Annotated in this window: 13 protein-coding genes and 1 riboswitch; of the genes, 10 read left to right on the plus strand and 3 right to left on the minus strand. The window is 67.8% G+C overall.

The window, feature by feature from the left end; genetic code table 11:
- Positions 1–43 precede the first annotated feature (43 nt).
- The 3 genes from ON37_RS25955 to ON37_RS25965 are packed head-to-tail and all read left to right on the plus strand — an operon-like array spanning position 44 to position 7127.
- Entirely contained in the window at positions 44–292 is a 249-nt protein-coding gene (locus ON37_RS25955; protein ID WP_245553477.1) for an acyl carrier protein, read from the plus strand.
- Positions 289–5427 (plus strand): type I polyketide synthase, encoded by a 5139-nt coding sequence (locus tag ON37_RS25960; protein ID WP_040722967.1) that lies wholly within the window; start codon positions 289–291, stop codon positions 5425–5427. The genes ON37_RS25955 and ON37_RS25960 overlap by 4 nt, the downstream gene beginning before the upstream one ends.
- A complete protein-coding gene (locus ON37_RS25965) occupies positions 5424–7127 on the plus strand; it encodes a fatty acyl-AMP ligase (protein ID WP_051032052.1) in 1704 nt (567 codons plus the stop codon). The genes ON37_RS25960 and ON37_RS25965 overlap by 4 nt, the downstream gene beginning before the upstream one ends.
- Here ON37_RS25965 and ON37_RS25970 read toward each other — a convergent pair.
- The 3 genes from ON37_RS25970 to ON37_RS25980 form a co-directional block, all read right to left on the minus strand.
- Entirely contained in the window at positions 7104–7490 is a 387-nt protein-coding gene (locus ON37_RS25970) for an RNA-binding S4 domain-containing protein (RefSeq protein ID WP_040722969.1), read from the minus strand. The genes ON37_RS25965 and ON37_RS25970 overlap by 24 nt on opposite strands.
- Before the next feature lie 61 nt (positions 7491–7551).
- The gene (locus ON37_RS25975) at positions 7552–8220 is read right to left on the minus strand and encodes a C40 family peptidase (RefSeq protein ID WP_245553479.1); all 669 of its coding nucleotides are present in this window, start codon (positions 8218–8220) and stop codon (positions 7552–7554) included.
- An 18-nt stretch (positions 8221–8238) separates the two neighbouring features.
- Positions 8239–8402: riboswitch (cyclic di-AMP (ydaO/yuaA leader) on the minus strand.
- Between the two features lie 218 nt (positions 8403–8620).
- Positions 8621–8929 carry a hypothetical protein gene (locus ON37_RS25980; protein ID WP_040722971.1) on the minus strand — a complete coding sequence of 103 codons (309 nt, stop codon included), beginning with the start codon at positions 8927–8929 and terminating at the stop codon, positions 8621–8623.
- Between the two features lie 152 nt (positions 8930–9081).
- On the opposite strand from ON37_RS25980, the gene ON37_RS25985 reads away from it, so the two are divergent.
- The 7 genes from ON37_RS25985 to ON37_RS26015 form a co-directional block, all read left to right on the plus strand.
- Positions 9082–10266, plus strand: coding sequence for an ATP-binding protein (locus ON37_RS25985; RefSeq protein WP_040722973.1), 1185 nt, complete (start codon positions 9082–9084; stop codon positions 10264–10266).
- 155 nt (positions 10267–10421) lie between these two features.
- Positions 10422–12377 (plus strand): acyl-CoA dehydrogenase family protein, encoded by a 1956-nt coding sequence (locus ON37_RS25990; RefSeq protein WP_040722998.1) that lies wholly within the window; start codon positions 10422–10424, stop codon positions 12375–12377.
- Between the two features lie 323 nt (positions 12378–12700).
- Positions 12701–13663, plus strand: coding sequence for an alpha/beta fold hydrolase (locus ON37_RS25995; RefSeq protein ID WP_051032049.1), 963 nt, complete (start codon positions 12701–12703; stop codon positions 13661–13663).
- Between the two features lie 195 nt (positions 13664–13858).
- Positions 13859–14149, plus strand: a complete 291-nt coding sequence (locus ON37_RS26000; protein ID WP_040722975.1) for an Rv0250c family protein — start codon at positions 13859–13861, stop codon at positions 14147–14149.
- 325 nt (positions 14150–14474) lie between these two features.
- Complete coding sequence (sdhC, locus tag ON37_RS26005; protein ID WP_040722976.1) at positions 14475–15305, plus strand: succinate dehydrogenase subunit SdhC; 831 nt, start codon at positions 14475–14477, stop codon at positions 15303–15305.
- Between the two features lie 60 nt (positions 15306–15365).
- A complete protein-coding gene (locus ON37_RS26010) occupies positions 15366–17381 on the plus strand; it encodes a fumarate reductase/succinate dehydrogenase flavoprotein subunit (protein ID WP_040722977.1) in 2016 nt (671 codons plus the stop codon).
- 2 nt (positions 17382–17383) lie between these two features.
- Positions 17384–18059: succinate dehydrogenase/fumarate reductase iron-sulfur subunit (locus tag ON37_RS26015; RefSeq protein ID WP_040722978.1), on the plus strand; the 676-nt coding region annotated here is incomplete at its 3' end.

Genomic DNA, 18059 nt, shown 5'->3' on the forward strand with positions numbered 1-18059 from the left:
ACCTGACCGTCGTGCGGGCGGCGCCGGATGCGGGGAGGACAGCGTGGTGGGCCAGCGGGATCGGATCGACACCATGACGTCGACGGCGGTCGCGGCAGTCGCGGAACTACTCGGTTCCGCACGCGAATCGGTCTCGACCACAACGCCTTTCACCGACCTCGGGCTGAACTCGGCGCAACTCGCGCGGCTCACCGGCGTACTGGAAGACGCACTGGGCGTGGATATCTCGCTGACCGAGCTCTACGACCACCCGGATATCGAGCAGCTCGTCGAGCATCTCGAGCGGCGATGACGTCCAGCACACCGACGCCGCCGGTTTCGATCATCGGGATCGGCACTCGAGTGCCCGGGGCCGACGGCGTACCCGAACTGTGGCGACTTCTGGTCGAGGGACGTGCCGCTACCGGTGCGGCGCCGCCGGATCGCGACGGCGCCGGCCCCGGCAGTTACCTCTACGGCACAACGGAATTCGACAACGACTGGTTCGCCATCTCCGACCGGGAAGCAGCGCTGATGGATCCGCAGCAGCGACTCGCACTGGAAGTCGCGGTCGAGGCGATCGACGACGCCGGCATCGGGTACCGGTTGCGGGGTTCGAACACGGCCGTGCTGTTCGGCGCGTGCGGATTCGACCACGGCGCAGTCGTTCTCGGTACCGGCGGCCACGACGCGCCCTATGCCGTGACCGGCTCGGCGCTGAGCATCATCGCCAATCGGCTCTCCTACACGCTGGATCTGCGCGGCCCCAGCCTCGTTCTCGACAGTGCCTGTTCGTCGTCGCTGGCGGCGATCGATCTCGCCCTGCGGTTGCTGGCCGACGAAACGGTGCCCTTCGCGGTCGTCGGCGGGGTGAATCTCGCTCTGCTGCCGCATACTTCGCACTATCTCGCCGAGGCGGGATTCCTCGCGCCAGACGGACGCTGCAAGCCGTTCGACGCGGCCGCCGACGGATATGTTCGCGGTGACGGTGCGACCGTCCTGGTCCTGCAACGAACCGCCGACGCGCGGCGGCAGGGAAATCGAGGCTACGCCGAAATACTCGGTGCCGCAGTGGGTTCGGACGGCCGCTCCAACGGCCTGCCCGCCCCCAGCGGACGCGCGCAGCAGCAGGTGATCGCTGCGGCGTGGGCGCGCGCCGGTGTCGATATCCGCTCGGCCGGATATTTCGAATGCCACGGAACCGGTACGCCGGTCGGAGACGCGGTCGAGATCGAAGCGCTGGCGACGGTGCTCGGCGATCCAGGCGGTGCGGTGAAACCCTACATCGGGTCGATCAAATCGAATATCGGACACCTCGAGGCCGCGGCGGGGATCACCGGAGTCGCCAAGGCGGCTTTGTGCCTGCGAAACCGGATCATCGTGCCCACCGCCAACTTTCGGCGCGAGAACCCGCTGCTCAGACTGTCCGAACGGGGCCTGCGGGTGCCGACCGAACCGATCGAGTGGACGGCGGAGCCCGGCGTGGCCCGGTACGCCGGCGTCAGCTCGTTCGGCTTCGGAGGCACGAACGCGCATGTGGTCCTCCGCGATGCCACGGTACCGGCGGCGCCGGCGGAGATCCGGACACCCGTTCTGATCGGCTGGACCTGCCGCGACGAGGCGGAACTGCGCACCACAGCGCGGCGATGGTCCACATCGGTCACCGGCGACGTGTCGTTGCGCGCGCCGGCCGCCGCCGGACGCGCACTCCCACAACGCTTTCGCGCCGCCGTACTGGCCGAGGACGCCGCATCGGCCGCCGATGCCTTCCGAGACATCGCCTCCGGCTCCGATACCTCCCCCGCGATCCTCGGTCTGGGCGAGCCCCGGCGTGGCCGGGTGTTGTTCCTCTTCTCGGGTCAGGGCGGGCAACATGCGCGGATGGGGCGCGAACTCGCCGCCCGATACCCGGAATTCGCCCGCGCCGTGGCGGCCGCGAGCGAGGCCGTGGTCGAGGCCGGTGGGCCACGGGTCTGGACGCCCCGGCACGGTTTCGCCGACGCTCTCGCCACCACCGAGACCGTGCAGCCGGCACTGTTCGTCTACCAGGTGGCGCTGGCGCGACTGCTGGCGGCCTGGGGGATCGAACCGGACGGGGTGGCCGGGCACAGCCTCGGTGAGGTGGCGGCCGCGGTGGTCGCGGGCGCGGTTTCGCTCGGCGACGCCGCACACCTGATCACGGTGCGATCGCGCATCTTGGGCCGCCTGGCCGGGGGCGGCACGATGGCGATGCTCGAGGCGACGCCCGAACAGGTCCGGCGCCTGGTCGAGCCACTGCGCGCGGAAGTCGCCGTCGCCGCGGTCAACGGTCCGCGGGCGGTGGTCGTCTCGGGCTCGACACGCTACATGGAAACCCTGCTGCGCCGGGCGCGGCGACGGCACTACTACGTTCGTCCGATCCCGGTGGACTTCGCCGCACACAGCCCGCAGGTGCGCAGCTCGGTCACGGAATTCCGCGCCGCGGTGCGGCCGTTTCCGGTCCACACCCCGCAGGTTCCGCTGTTCTCCACGTCGCGGGTGGGCACGGTCGTCGATTCGGCAGCGATGGATATCGATTACTGGGCCGACAACCTCTGCGGAACAGTGGAATTGGACGCTGCGATCGCGGCGGCCGCAGACCGCGGCTACACCGAGATCGTCGAAGTGTCACCGCATCCGGTGCTGGTGCCCGCGGTGCGCGACCACCCGGAGTTGTCCGATTCGGTCTTCGCAGCGGCCCATCGGGACGGTGAGGTGGCCGCACTGCTGCGCACCGTCGGAACGCTCTACACGCGCGGCCGCGCGGTGGATTGGTCGATGCAGGGACCTACCGAGGACCCGGTCGAGCGTCGGGTGTGGCGGCGAAAGGTCTACCCGCTGCTGACTCGCACCGCCCCCGCCGCCGGCACCGAACCGCTCGGTGATCACGTGATCGCCGGGGTGCCCACTGTGCCCGCCGCCTACTGGCTGCGGCGGTTCGTCGACGCAACGCCCGGGTCGATTCGATTGTCCGACTTCGTGATTCACCAACGAACGGACCTGGCGGACCTACCGGCGGTCGACTATCGGATCGGCGCGGACCTGCGGGCACTACTCGGCCCGGTGGTACTGGCCGAAGCGCGAGCCGATGCGCCCGCCGCACCCGCGGATATCGTGCGATGGATGCGTCTGGTCGAGGACCATCGGGCGCGGTCGGCGGCCACGGTCACGCTCGACGTCGACGAGTTCTATGCGGGGCTACGAAACCGCGGCCTCGACTACGGCCCGCGCTTTCGACCGCTGGTCGGTCTACGTGCGGGAAACCAGAGCGCCACCGGAACTTTCGGCCCGCTCCCGCTGTCCGCCGCCGCGCTGGACGGCTGTCTGCAACTGATCGGTGCGGCGGCCCGTGACCGGCTGCCCGCGGACGGAGCAGGACTACCGGTCGGGATCGCCTCGGTCTGGGTCTCCGATGCGCAGCGCGTGGTACTGACCGAGGCCCACGCCTTCCTTCGCGAACACACCGCGGCCGAGCTGCTGTGCGACGTGGTGGCACTCGATCAGCACGACGCACCCGCCGTCGCGCTGCTCGGCGTGCGCATTCGGATCACGGGCACCGAACCCGGTGCGGCACAGTCGAATTCCGAGCAGCGGGCCGGGTTCGGAAGCTTTGCCCCGTACCACTCGGACCGTCCCGCACCACCCGGACAAGCGGTCGACCGCAGGACCGCGGGATACGACGCGACGGTTCCGACCGCGCCGGAATGGGCGGCCGAGGTACTGCGTGAGGAACATTGGGTTCCGCTCTCGGTCGACCCACCTGCCGGAGACGTCGGCCCCGAGGATTTCGCACCGCCGCCCGATCCGACCGGACCGCGCCGGCACACCGCGGGGGACCACCCGGTGGCAGTGAGCCGGGCACTGGTGGTCGGAGAGTCCGCGCTGGCGACGGCCCTGGTCCGGGTGCTCGACCGCCGGGTCCCGGCGCAGCGGGTCGCGCGCGAGCCCGAATTCGCGGCCGCGTTGACCGGATCCGCGTTGACCGGGCCACCGGGTACGGCCGTTGTCCTGGTGTGGCCCGCGACGAGTCACGCCGCCGATATTCCGCCCGGCGCCGTGGACGAGCCGGCGCGAGCCACGACCGGAACCGAACGCGCGGTACACCTGCTTCAGCAGGTGGTCGCGGCGAAAGCGACGACCGCCGTGTCGGTGGTGCTGCCGGATCCGGCGTCCGTCACACAGCAGGCGATCGCGGCACTGGTTCGCACCCTGCAACTCGAGTCCGGGCGACCCGTCGGGCTGATCTGGTCCGACGGCCACGCCGCGGAACACATCGGTGAGCTCGCGCTGCGGCCCGACGGTCCGGACGAGGTACGCGCCGAGGACGGCCGGCTGCTGGTCCGGCGGTTCCGGCGGATCACCGGTGAGCGCACCCGGATTCCGATCGTCGCCGACGGCACCTATGTCGTCACCGGCGGACTGGGCGAGGTGGGCGCCACCGCCGTGCGGTGGCTACTGGACCGGGGCGCCCACGACGTGGTGGTGTTGACCCGCCGGCCGCGACCGCTACCGCCGTTGCTGGAGGGTGCCGAGGACCGGGTCGTCGTGGTGCGGTGCGATGTCGGCGACCGGGACGATCTGGCGAACGCACTCGACGACATCCGCGCCTGCGGTTCCACCATACGTGGACTGATCCATGCCGCCGGGGAACTGCGCGACGCCGAATTCGATTCGGTGACAGCGGAATCCGTGGCATTGCACTTCGCCAAGGTATCCGCCGCGGCCGCGCTGATCGACCTGACCGCCGCCGATCCGATCGATTTCACCCTGCTCTGTTCCTCGGCCACCGGAGTGTTCGGCGCGCCCGGGCAGGCCGCATACGCGGCGGCCAATGCGGCACTCGACGCCATCGCGCGCACCTGCACGGGAAGACGCGTAACCAGCATCGCCTGGGGCAGCTGGGCCGGCGGGCTGACGCGCACGGCCGGCGGTGCAGCCCACCTGCGGGCTGCCGGGGTCACGCCCTTCGACGTCGCCCGGGGCACGGCTGTCCTGTCCGCCGTGCTCGGACATCCCCAACCGGTCGTGCTGGCGCTGGACCACACACCCACCGACGACCCCTCCCCGGTCGCGCGCCGACTTCGCGTCGAGCTGAATCACGGGGCGCCACCGGACAGCTCGACCCTCGCACCCCTGCCGTCGCGGATGTCGACTCCGGACTTCGACGGGAACGCCGGGGCGGAGATTCGACGCATCGTCCGTGCGAGCGTCGCGGCCACGCTGGCACGTCCCGTCGACTCGATCGACCCGGACGCCGATTTCGCCGCCCTCGATCTGTCCTCACTGCTCGCCATCGAGCTACGACGTCGGCTGGAACGCTGCCTCGGCATCCGGATCGCCACCAGTGAGCTGTTCGAATATCCGTCGGTGGCGGCCTTGTCGTCGGCGCTGGCGGCGCGGTGGCCGCAGCCGGACGGACCGCGCCGATGATCAATGCGCTGGCGGCGGCCGTAGCCGAACGCGCGGCACTCACGCCCGACGACCCGGCCGCCACGGCGCTGTCCTATCCGGAGGGGCGGTGTGTGGCCACCACCCTCACCACGGCCGAATTACACAGCGCCGCCGGCCGTCTCGCGAACGAGATCCGTGACCGCACCGAAACAGCGGATCGCGTCGCCATTCTGTGTGAGCACGGACTCGAGTATGTGGTCGCCTTCCTCGCCTGCCTCTACAGCGCGCGCACGGCGGTGCCGCTGTTTCCGATCACGATGCGCCGCAATGCCGAACGCCTTCACGCGATACTCGACGACGCCGCCCCGCGCCTGAGCCTCGTCTCGCCGGGAGCACAGATCCTCGCCCCGGACCGGGTACCGACGCAGCACGACGTCCTGGTCGTCGACCGGAACGGGCGTGCCGACGATATCCGGCTCGACCCCATCGGAGACCACCCCGCCTACCTGCAATACACCTCCGGATCCACCACATCCCCGGCGGGAGTGCAGATCACCCACGGAAATCTGACGGCGGCGCTCGAACAACTACGCAGCGCACTCGACGTGGTGAACCGCCGCCCGATGGTCAACTGGCTGCCCTACTTCCACGATATGGGCCTGGTCTTCGCGCTGTGCCTGCCGCTCTTCACCGGCGTACCCGCGATCGGTCTCGCGCCGGCGGAATTCGCCAAGCGGCCGATCCGCTGGCTGCGCGCCTGCAGCGACTATCACGCGGGCGCCACGGCGAGCCCGAATTTCGGCCTCACCCTGGCCGTTTCCGGTACCGGCGCGGCCGAACGCGAGGGTCTCGACCTGTCCTCGCTGGAGGTCCTGCTCAACGGCGCCGAACCGATCCGGGCCGCCGCGCTGGCCGCGTTCACCCGAACCTTCGCACCGCACGGCTTCCGGTATCGCGCCCACACTCCGGGATACGGGCTGGCGGAGGCGACCTTGCCGGTCACCATCTCCCGCCCGTCGGCCGCCCCGATCTGTATCGAATTCGATCGGACCGCCCTGAGCGCGGGCCGCGCCGTCGTCGCTACCACACCGCAGGCCGGAACCGCTCTGATCGACTGTGGTTTCCCGGCCGGCCAGTCGCTTCGGATCGTCGATCCGGTCACTCGGACGGTGCTCGGCGACGACGAGGTCGGCGAAATCTGGGTGCAGGGCCCCAATATCGGCGCCGGGTACGCCGGTTCGCCGGACCGCAGCGCGACCACCTTCGAAGCGGTCGCGGAGGGCGCGTCCGGGCGGTGGCTGCGCACCGGCGATCTGGGGTTCGTCCACGACGGCGGCCTGTACATCGCGGGTCGGCTGCGGGACACGATCATCGTCGACGGTCGTAATCACTTTCCCGCCGATATCGAAGCCACCGTCGCGGCCGCCGCACCCGAACTGCGCGCCGGGCATATCGCGGCGTTCGGGGTCGACGACGGCGCCGGTGAAAAGCTCATCCTGGTAGCAGAACTCGACCACACCGAGATCGCGACGCCCGATATCGGCCGTCGGATCCGCAGGGCGGTGGTGGCCGACCACGGCATCGCCCCCGCGGAGATCCTGATGCTGCCGCGCGGCACGATCCCGAAGACCTCGAGCGGGAAGATCCGGCGGGTCGCCTGTCGCGACCACTACCGCGCCGGGCTGTTCACCACCGGAATATCGAGCCGCACGGAGTCACCGCTGATCGCGACCGAGTAGCCGATCCGTCTCGCGGCGTTCACGTTTGGTGGGCCGGCCGGCACCGCGGTCGCGCTTGGGCATAGCGGCCACGATCTCCGGGGCGGGCGGCGGCGGGCTCTTGTCGATGTAGCACTGCGTGGCAATCGAAGCGCCGACACGTTTGACGACCAGACGGACCACCACGACGATCCGTTCGATACCGGCGTTGCGTACCCGAACCTCATCACCGGGCTTGATCTGATGAGCGGGCTTGACGGCTGTACCGTTGACGCGCACATGTCCGCCGCGGCAGGCGGTGGCCGCGGCGGATCGGGTCTTGAACAGCCGGACAGCCCAGATCCAGGAGTCGACCCGTGCTGTAGCTGGTTGTGCCTGTTCCAGTTTCGCTCCTCACACTATGCCCGGCGGGTCACCGCCGGGCCGTGCTGTCGAGCGGGAACGACTAGGCGACGCGACGTGCGGTGACGATCGAATCGGGGTCCAGGTGCGCGTAGCTGACGGTCTCACCCGACTGCGGCGCCTGGAGGATCTTGCCATCCCCGGCGTACATGGCCACGTGGCCGCCGCCGTTCTGGATGACGAGGTCACCGGGCTGCAGGTCCTGGAAGGCGACCGGCTTGCCGACATGCGACTGTTCGAAGCTGGTCCGCGGCAACTGAATTCCGGCCTGCTTGTACGCCCACTGCACCAGACCGGAGCAGTCGAAGTTCGAGGGACCGGAGGCGCCCCACACGTAGTCGGCGCCGATCTTGCTGCGGGCCGCATCGAGTGCGACATCGCCGGGACCGTGGTGCTGCTGCTGGCCGAACATGCCGCTCATCGGATTCTGGGTGGCGGCCGGCGGAGCGATGGCCTGCGAGCTCAGCGCCTGCTGAGCACCCTTGATCTCGTCGGCGTGGTCGGCGAGGGCCTGATTGACCTGGCTGACCTGCTGATCGAACTCGTGACCCAGCGGAACGTCGAAGTTGCCGACGCCGGGAACATTGATCGTGGCAGCCATCGCCGGAATGGCCGGAATCGCACCGGTTGTCGCCGCAACCGCACCGAAGACCATCGCACCCTTGACGGAATTCGGCAGCCGAGATTCCCGTTGCAGACTGTGTTTACCCACCGAGCTGAGTCTCCTGTTTCTTCCTTGCCCACGCGCCGACCGGGTTAGCTGACGGGTTCGGACCGGGAAGATCGGCCCTACCCCATCGACCTTGCGACCGAAGAGGATTCACCCCAGAAACCTGGGTCCCCGGTTCAGCGTTCGAGCTGCCCACTCGACTGCTGATTAGGCGGTGACTCAGCGGGCCGCTCCTCCTGTGAAGCGACATACTCCGCGAAGTCACGAAGAGATTACGACGGCTCGGTGTTGTTGTCCACCCCACACGACGGCGTGTCTGCCCGCGTGTCGCCAAATCGCCAGGACCACCCCCGATTACAGGCGCATGAGCGCCATCTGCTATGGGGGTCACGGCTCGGTATCGCGGGTCCTGCCCTCGTTATCCGATCGAGTCGTGGCGGCGTTACACCGTCGGCCCACCGGGCTCGGTCGGTCCGGCGCCGCCCTGCACGAGGCGCTCCAGATCCGCGATTCGCCTGCGCGCCTCGATCAATTCGGTTTCCAACCGACCCAACGCGATCACGAGGGGGCCGACCGCGAGATCGGCCACCAGTTGCGGGTCGTCGTAACCCTGCGCGATCGCCTTCAAAATGTTGTTCCGGATCTGCGAGGCCACCGGCGCGGCGGCGGGCACCTCCCAGGACGCCACCACCTCGGCCACCGTGGGGTTCGGCCGATCGTCGGACTGCTGCTCTTCCGAATCGGTGGACATGACCCTCCTGCGGACATTTCGGACTCCGAACCCCCACCAGCCTAGAGCTCCGATCGGTGGCGCATGCGGGGCGCATTCGCATGGATAGCGCAATCTAGAACATCCCGTATATATCCCCAGATTCCGATGCGAAAGCGCTACGGTGTCGGGGCATGGACCCCGTGCGGAATCCGTATGCCCCCGGCGCCGGGCAGCGCCCACCCGAACTCGCGGGGCGCGACAAGCAGCTGGACGCCTTCGACATCGTGCTCGAACGCATCTCGCGCGGACGTCCCGAACGCAGCGTTATGCTCACCGGCCTGCGTGGGGTCGGAAAGACGGTGTTGCTCAATCAACTACGCTCCACCGCCCGCTCGCGCGGCTGGGGGACCGGCAAGCTCGAGGCGCGACCGGACCAGGAACTGCGCCGGCCGCTGGCCTCCGCCCTGCACATGGCGGTCCGCCAGATCGCCGTCGCTCACCGCAATCCGGAGATGGTCGACGATTTCCTGGGCATCCTCAAGGCCTTCGCCCTGCGCGCGACGGCCGACAAAGGGATGCGCGAACGTTGGCAGCCGGGTATCGACGTCCCGGCCGTGACCGGTCGCGCCGATTCCGGCGATATCGAGATCGACCTGGTGGAGCTGCTGCTCGAGGCCGCGCAGCTGGCTCGTGACATCGGGGTCGGCATCGCCGTATTCATCGACGAGATGCAGGATCTCGGCCCGGCCGACATTTCCGCGATCTGCGGCGCCTGCCACGAATTGAGTCAGGAGACGGCGCCGCTGATCGTGGTCGGCGCCGGCCTGCCACATCTGCCGGCCGTCCTGTCGGCATCCAAAAGCTATTCCGAGCGATTGTTCGGCTACCACCGCATCGATCGCCTGGACCGCGAGTCCGCGGACCGGGCGCTGATCGCGCCGGCCGAACGGGAGGCGGTGGAATTCACCGCCGAGGCGCTGCAGGCCTTGTACGACAAGGCCGATGGTTATCCCTATTTCGTGCAGGCCTACGGCAAGGCCACCTGGGATGTGGCCGCCCGCAGCCCGATCGGCGCCGAGGATGTCGAATTGGCGGCACCGGCGGCCGAGGAGGAGTTGGCGGTGGGCTTCTTCGGCTCCCGCTACGAACGAGCAACGCCGGCCGAACGGGAGTACATGCGCGCGATGGCCGATCTGGCCGGCGACGACGGGCCGGTCCCGACCGCGGCGGTCGCCAAGGAACTGGGCCGCAAGCCGGCCTCGCTGTCACCGGCCCGCGACGGACTGATCAAGAAGGGCCTGATCTACTCCGCGGAACGGGGGACGATCGGCTTCACCGTGCCGCATTTCGGCCGCTACCTGCGCGGAGTTCAGTAGGCGCGGCGGTCCGGGAGCGGATTGCGGCGACCGGCCGGTCCCACCGCCCGCCTCCGCCGGCCCGTTCGGCCGATTTCGTACCGCCCAGGCCTACCGGTGAGTAACCGACCCTCCTACACTCGAATGTGATCCCGGTCACGTTCGAGGAGGGTCTCATGGCGACAGCCGCGAAAGTTCACGCCACCGAGGAACAGGCGCGCGCCCTGGTCGAGGAGTCACGCGAAACTACCTGGGCCAAACCGTCGTTCGCGAAGCAGATGTTCCTCGGCCGCTTCCGGCTCGACCTGATCCACCCGTATCCGGAGCCCGGTCCCGACGATGCCGCCCGCACCGCGGCGTTCCTGGACCGGCTGCGTGCCTTCTGCGAAACGCTGGACGGAACGGTGATCGAGGCCGAATCGAAGATTCCCGACGACTACGTGCGCGGCCTGGCCGAGATCGGCTGCTTCGGGCTCAAGATTCCACCCGAATACGGCGGCCAGGGCCTGTCCCAGGTCGGGTACAACCGGGCACTGATGCTGGTCGGTTCGGTCCATCCGAGTCTGGGCGTGCTGCTGTCGGCCCACCAGTCGATCGGCGTCCCGGAACCGTTGAAGCTGGCCGGCACCGAGGAACAGAAACGCGAATTCCTGCCCCGGTGCGCCCGCGGCGCCGTCAGCGCCTTCCTGCTCACCGAACCGGATGTCGGTTCCGATCCCGCTCGGATGGCGAGTACCGCCACCCCGACCGCCGACGGTACGGCCTACGAACTCGACGGGGTGAAACTGTGGACCACCAACGGCGTGGTCGCGGAGCTGCTGGTGGTGATGGCGCGGGTGCCCCGGGGCGAAGGGCACCGCGGTGGCATCTCGGCGTTCGTGGTCGAGGCGGACACCCCGGGTATCACCGTCGAGCGGCGGAATTCGTTCATGGGCCTGCGCGGGATCGAGAACGGTGTCACCCGCATGCACCGGGTCCGGGTGCCCGCCCGCAATCTGATCGGGCGCGAGGGTGACGGCCTCAAGATCGCACTGACGACGCTGAACGCCGGCCGGCTCGCGATTCCGGCGCTGTGCACCGCGGCCGCGAAATGGTCGCTGAAGATCAGCCGGGGCTGGTCGGCGGCGCGGGTGCAGTGGGGCCGGCCGGTCGGTGAGCACGCCGCCGTGGCCGCGAAGATATCCTTCGTCGCCGCAACGACTTTCGCGCTGGAGGCGGTGCTGGAACTGTCCGGGACCATGTGCGACGAGGCCCGCAACGACATCCGGATCGAGGCCGCGCTCGCCAAACTGTGGGCCTCGGAGATGAGCTGCCGGATCGCCGACGAACTGGTCCAGATCCGCGGCGGGCGCGGCTACGAAACCGCCGCCTCGCTACGAAACCGGGGCGAGCGCGCGGTACCGGCCGAGCAGTTGGTGCGCGACCTGCGCATCAACCGGATCTTCGAGGGTTCCAGCGAGATCATGCGGCTGCTGATCGCCCGGGAGATGGCCGATGCGCACATGGCCGCGGCCGGCGCCCTCGTGGATCGGCACGCCGCGCTGAAGGACAAGGCCACCGCGGCCGTCGGCGCCGGCGGCTTCTATGCGAAGTGGTTCCCGCAATTGGCCGTCGGCCGCGGTAGCCTGCCGACGACATTCACCGAATTCGGGTCGCTGGCAACACATCTGCGCTACGTCGAACGAATGGCGCGCAAACAAGCTCGCGAGTTGATGTACGGGATGGCGCGCTGGCAGGCGAAGCTCGAATACCGTCAGGGCTTCTTGGGCCGGATCGTGGATATCGGTGCGGAGCTGTTCGCGATGTCGGCCGCCTGTGTGCGCGCCCAGTCCCTGCGCGCGGCCGGCAGCGCCGAGGCGGAGGCTGCCACGGAGTTGGCCGACACCTTCTGCCGGCAGTCCCGGCTGCGGATCGAGGCCGCCTTCGACGCGCTGTGGGACAACACCGACGACGCCGATACCGCGCTCACCCGCAAGGTGCTCGAGGGACGCTACGAGTGGCTGGAATCCGGGGTGCTCGACGTGAGCGAGGGCACCGGGCCCTGGATCGCGGAATGGGAGTTCGGGCCCTCCACCGAGCGCAACCTACTGAGCCCGTTCCTGCCTTCCACCCGCGCCGCGGCCGAGGCCTGACCGATCCATCGGAAAATCTAGGAATATCTACTCTTTCTGATCGATAGCGCTAGATTCTCGATAATCGGTCCTACACCCCAGGGCCGCCCGATCTCCGGGCCGGCCGTCGGCTACCACTCGGCAGCAATTTCTAGAGCCGTCTCCACCTTTCGCTAGATACCGCAAGATCCTCCGGACTTCTTCTCCCGCAGGCCCGGCACGCACGGTGGGAGCAGCTCGGGCGACAGTTGTGCAATTGATACATAACAGCAGGTAGATATGCGTTAACGCGACGGCGGCGCCGATCGACATCCGGACAGGAGCGGACTCTGCAGGAGGACGTCATGTCCACATCGATCGCCGAGCGAGCGACCGTCTGCGCCGATGACGGCACCCCGCTGGCGGCCTGGGTCTTCGGTGACCTCAGCGCGGCGGTCACGGTGGTCTTCGTCCACGGACACTGTCTGCGCACCGAATCCTGGTGGTTCCTGCGGGACGAGCTGCGGCGGCAACGGGGTCCCGATATCCGCATGGTCTTCTACGACCACCGCGGGCACGGCGAGTCCGGCGCCGCGGATCCGTCGACGTACACGATCGATCAGCTGGGACACGATCTCGACGCCGTCCTGCGCGCCTTGACGCCGACCGGACCCGTGGTGCTGATCGGACATTCGATGGGAGCGATGGCGGTGCTGGCCTACGCCCGGTTGTTTCCGGACGCGATCGGTACCCGCATCGTGGGCGTCGGGTTGATCGCCGCCGCTGCCGCGAGCATCACCGCGGTCGGGCTCGGCCGCTTCCTCAACCGGCGCACGGTCACCTCGTTCCGCATCGCCGTCCAACGCGCCCCGCGGGCGGTACAGGCGTCGAAACGGCTGGGGCGCAGGATATTCGAGCCCATCGTGCGGGAGGCGAGTTTTGGTTCGGGCCGAGTCAACCCGCGGATGGCCGCGGTGGCGACCGCCATGCTCAACGACACCCCGCTGCCGACCATGGCTCATTTCCTGGACTCACTGCTCCGCTTCGACGAGACGCCCACGTTGCGACTCCTGGCCGACGTTCCGGCGCTGGTCCTCGGCGGCTCGGCGGACATCCTGATTCCGTTCGCCCACTCGGTGGTCCTGGCCGCCCAACTCGACCGCGCGGAGTTGGTGCGCCTCGACGGCGCCGGCCACTCGGTGATCTTGGAACGCGCCGAAGAGGTGGCGATCGCCATCGCCGCACTCGTCGATCGGGCGGTGGTGCCGGTGCAACCGGCGGAATTCGGCCCGATCGCCGCGCGGCCGGTGCTCCCGGCCGCCGGCTGAGCCGGTGTCGAACCCTTCCGCCCGGTCCAGGTAATGGGATCTTTTTGCGCTGCGACGAGCCAGAACGCAAAACTTCACGTACTGTGTTGTAGATCACGATGTGCGGTCCGTCACAGACTTGATCTTGCCCGGCTCGGCCTTGCCGACCGGCGAGCTCGAGGTCGGGGGGCGGCCCGGAAGCACCAGGAGGTTTCGATGACACGCAGTGAGATCGCTGAACTGCGCTTCGCGGTCGGACAGCTCCGGCAATGCGTCGGCGCTTTGCGCTCCCACTACGGGGACGCCAATTCGGTCCGCCGGCTGGAGAACGATCTCGAACGACTCACCATCGATGCCGAGGAGTTCGAACAGACCCCACCGCCGGAAGTCGCGGGCCGCCGCCAACAGGAGGTCATCTACGTACCGGACAGCAAGTCCGACGAGGCCGCCTGGATGGGTGCTCAGGACGAGGGCCTGGGCTTCCACTCGCGGCCGCGCACCAAGTAACCCGACATTCACCGCACCCTCGCGGTGACCCCGGCGCACAGCACCGCTCCCGCTCGACTCAGGCTCCGGCGTGACGGTGCTGTCGCCCGTCGGCTCCCTCATTACCGCATTCGCGAAGAAGGTCCGAAGTAGCTCGTCATTCACCCACTGCACCGCCGCGTCGAGCGCACAGAAAATGTGGCGCAAATCATAGGACGGGGCGTTGGACGATCTTGCCGGGACCGGCCTCGAGTCATAGCTCCGGTGTCGTATGGTGCTCAGCATCACATTCGACGCCGGAGGTAACGATGACGTTCCACGGGGTACACCAGCGAGGCAGCTTGCAGTGAGCGCAGCACCGACACGCGCCCCCGAGTCGGGCACGGGAGTTTTCAGCAAAGGCCGCGCCGCCATTTCGACGCGCACCCTACGAACCGACAGCTGGTGGGTGCCCCCGCTGCTGACGGTCCTGGGATTGGCCGCATTCGTCATCTACGCAACCGTGAGAGCCTTTGTGCGATCGGCATATTGGGTCTCCGACTACCACTATCTGACGCCGTTCTACTCACCGTGCGTGAGTACCTCGTGCGTCGAGGGTTCGAGCCACTTCGGGCACTGGGTCGGCAATCTGCCGATGTGGATTCCGCTCGGTTTCCTGGTGTTGCCGTTCCTGCTGTTGTTCCGATTGACCTGCTACTACTACCGCAAGGCCTACTACCGGGCGGTGTGGTTCTCCCCGCCGGCCTGCGCGGTGGCCGAACCACACGCCAAGTACACCGGGGAGACCCGGTTGCCACTGATCATCCAGAACGTGCACCGCTACTTCTTCTACGTGGCGGTCGTGGTCTCGGTGGTCAACACCTACGACGCGATCATCGCCTTCCACGGTAAGGACGGCGGTTTCGGCTTCGGCCTCGGCAACATCATTCTGCTGGTGAATGTCGTTCTGCTGTGGGCGTACACGATCTCGTGCCACTCCTGCCGGCACATCACCGGCGGACGACTCAAACACTTCTCCGCGCACCCGATCCGCTACTGGATGTGGACGCAGGTGTCCAAGCTGAACACCCGGCACATGCAGCTGGCCTGGACCACCCTGGCCACGCTCGCGATCACCGATTTCTACATCATGCTGGTCGCCAGCGGCACCATCTCCGATCCGCGTTTCGTCGGCTGACACCGGCGGGCGACAACGCCACAGAGCCCAATTCCTCAGTCTCTCGGGAGTATTCGTTTCATGCCTGAAGTCGAACGGCACAAGTACGACGTCGTCGTGATCGGTGCCGGTGGCGCCGGATTGCGCGCGGTGATCGAGGCACGTGAACACGGTTTGTCGGTGGCGGTGGTGTGTAAATCGCTGTTCGGCAAGGCACATACGGTCATGGCGGAGGGTGGTTGTGCTGCCTCGATGGGCAATGCCAACGAGAAGGACAACTGGCAGACCCATTTCCGCGACACCATGCGCGGCGGCAAATTCCTCAACAACTGGCGGATGGCCGAACTGCACGCCCAGGAGGCCCCGGACCGGGTCTGGGAGCTGGAAACCTATGGGGCGCTGTTCGATCGGACCCCGGACGGCCGGATCAGCCAGCGCAACTTCGGCGGCCACACCTATCCGCGACTCGCACACGTCGGCGACCGCACCGGGCTCGAGATCATCCGCACCATGCAGCAGAAGATCGTCTCGCTGCAGCAGGAGGATTACGCCGAGACCGGTGACTACGAGGCACGGATCAAGGTGTTCGCCGAATGTACGATCACCGATCTGCTCAAGGACACGAGCGGGATCGGTCAGCGCCCGGAGGAGGCAGCAAGCGCAACCACGGAAGGCGCCCGATCCCGCTCCAATGACACCGGCGCCATTTCCGGCGCCTTCGGGTACTGGCGCGAATCGGGTCGATTCGTTCTGTTCGAGGCACCGGCCGTCGTCCTCGCCACCGGCGGTGTCGGCAAGTCCTACAAGGTCACCTCGAACTCCTGGGAGTACACCGGGGACGGGCACGCGCTGGCACTGCGGGCCGGCGCCTCGCTGATCAATATGGAATTCCTGCAGTTCCACCCGACCGGCATGGTCTGGCCGCCGAGTGTGAAGGGCATCCTGGTCACCGAGGGCGTGCGCGGCGACGGCGGGGTACTCAAGAACACCGAGGGCAAGCGCTTCATGTTCGAGTACATCCCCGCGGTGTTCAAGGGTCAGTACGCCGAAACCGAGGCCGAGGCGGATCAGTGGTTGCGCGACAACGATTCCGCGCGCCGCACCCCGGACCTGTTGCCGCGCGACGAGGTCGCGCGAGCGATCAACGAAGAGGTCAAGGCCGGTCGCGGCACCGAGCACGGCGGGGTCTACCTCGATATCGCGTCCCGCCTGCCGGCCGCCGAGATCATGAAGCGGCTGCCCTCCATGCACCACCAGTTCAAGGAACTGGCGGATGTGGACATCACCAAGGAACCGATGGAGGTCGGACCGACCTGCCATTACGTGATGGGCGGGATCGAGGTCGATCCGGACACCGGCGCGGCCACCGTGCCCGGACTGTTCGCCGCCGGCGAATGTTCCGGGGGTATGCACGGGTCGAACCGGCTCGGCGGCAACTCGCTGTCGGACCTGCTGGTGTTCGGACGCCGCGCGGGCCTGGGCGCAGCGACCTATGTGCGGCAGCTGGCCCAGCGGCCCGCGGTCTCCGACGCCGACATCGAGGCGGCCGCGAAATCCGCACTGGCGCCCTTCGATCCGCCGGCGACCGGAACCGGGGAGAACCCCTACACCCTGCACACCGACCTGCAGCAGACGATGAACGATCTGGTCGGCATCATCCGCAAGCAACACGAACTCGAACAGGCGATCGTGCGGCTCGGCGAGTTGCGCGAACGATACGACTCCGTGACCGTCGAGGGCCACCGGCAGTTCAACCCGGGCTGGCACCTCGCCCTCGATCTGCGGAATATGTTGCTGGTCAGCGAGTGTGTCGCGCAGGCGGCGCTGATGCGCACCGAGAGCCGCGGCGGACACACCCGCGACGACTATCCACAGATGGACGCCCAGTGGCGCAATCGACTGCTGGTGTGCCGGACCGATCCGGATGGCATCGGCCAGTCCGTACCGCCGGTCGTGGTCACCGTGGAAGAGCAGAAACCGATGCGTGAGGACCTGCTCGCCCTGTTCGAACTGAGCGAGCTGGAGAAGTATTACACCCCGGCGGAGATCGCCGCACATCCCGCGGCCGCCGAGTCATCCGCGAAAGGGGATGAGTAGCAATGGGTTACGACGCCCACTTCCGCGTGTGGCGCGGGGACAGCGACAAGGGTGAACTCCAGGACTACACGGTGGAGGTGAACGAGGGCGAGGTCGTCCTCGACATCATCCACCGCCTGCAGGCTACCCAGGCCCCGGATCTGGCCGTGCGCTGGAATTGCAAAGCGGGCAAATGCGGTTCGTGCTCGGCGGAGGTGAACGGACGCCCGCGGTTGATGTGTATGACGCGGATGTCGACCTTCGCCGCCGACGAGATCGTCACCGTGACGCCGATGCGAACCTTCCCGGTGATCCGCGATCTCGTCACCGACGTCTCGTTCAACTACGAAAAGGCTCGGGAGATACCGTCGTTCACACCGCCGGCGGATCTGAAGCCGGGCGAGTACCGGATGCAGCAGCGAGATGTGGAGCGCTCCCAGGAGTTCCGCAAGTGCATCGAATGCTTCTTGTGCCAGAACACCTGTCACGTGGTCCGTGACCACGAGGAGAACAAGAACGCCTTCGCCGGACCGCGCTACCTCATGCGGGTCGCCGAGTTGGAGATGCATCCGCTCGACGTGGCCGACCGCCGCGAGATGGCCCAGGAGGAGTTCGGCCTCGGTTACTGCAACATCACCAAGTGCTGCACCGATGTCTGCCCGGAACATATCAAAATTACCGACAACGCCCTTAGATCTT

This window comes from Nocardia veterana NBRC 100344, assembly GCF_000308855.1.
GTDB classification, from domain to species: Bacteria; Actinomycetota; Actinomycetes; order Mycobacteriales; family Mycobacteriaceae; genus Nocardia; species Nocardia veterana.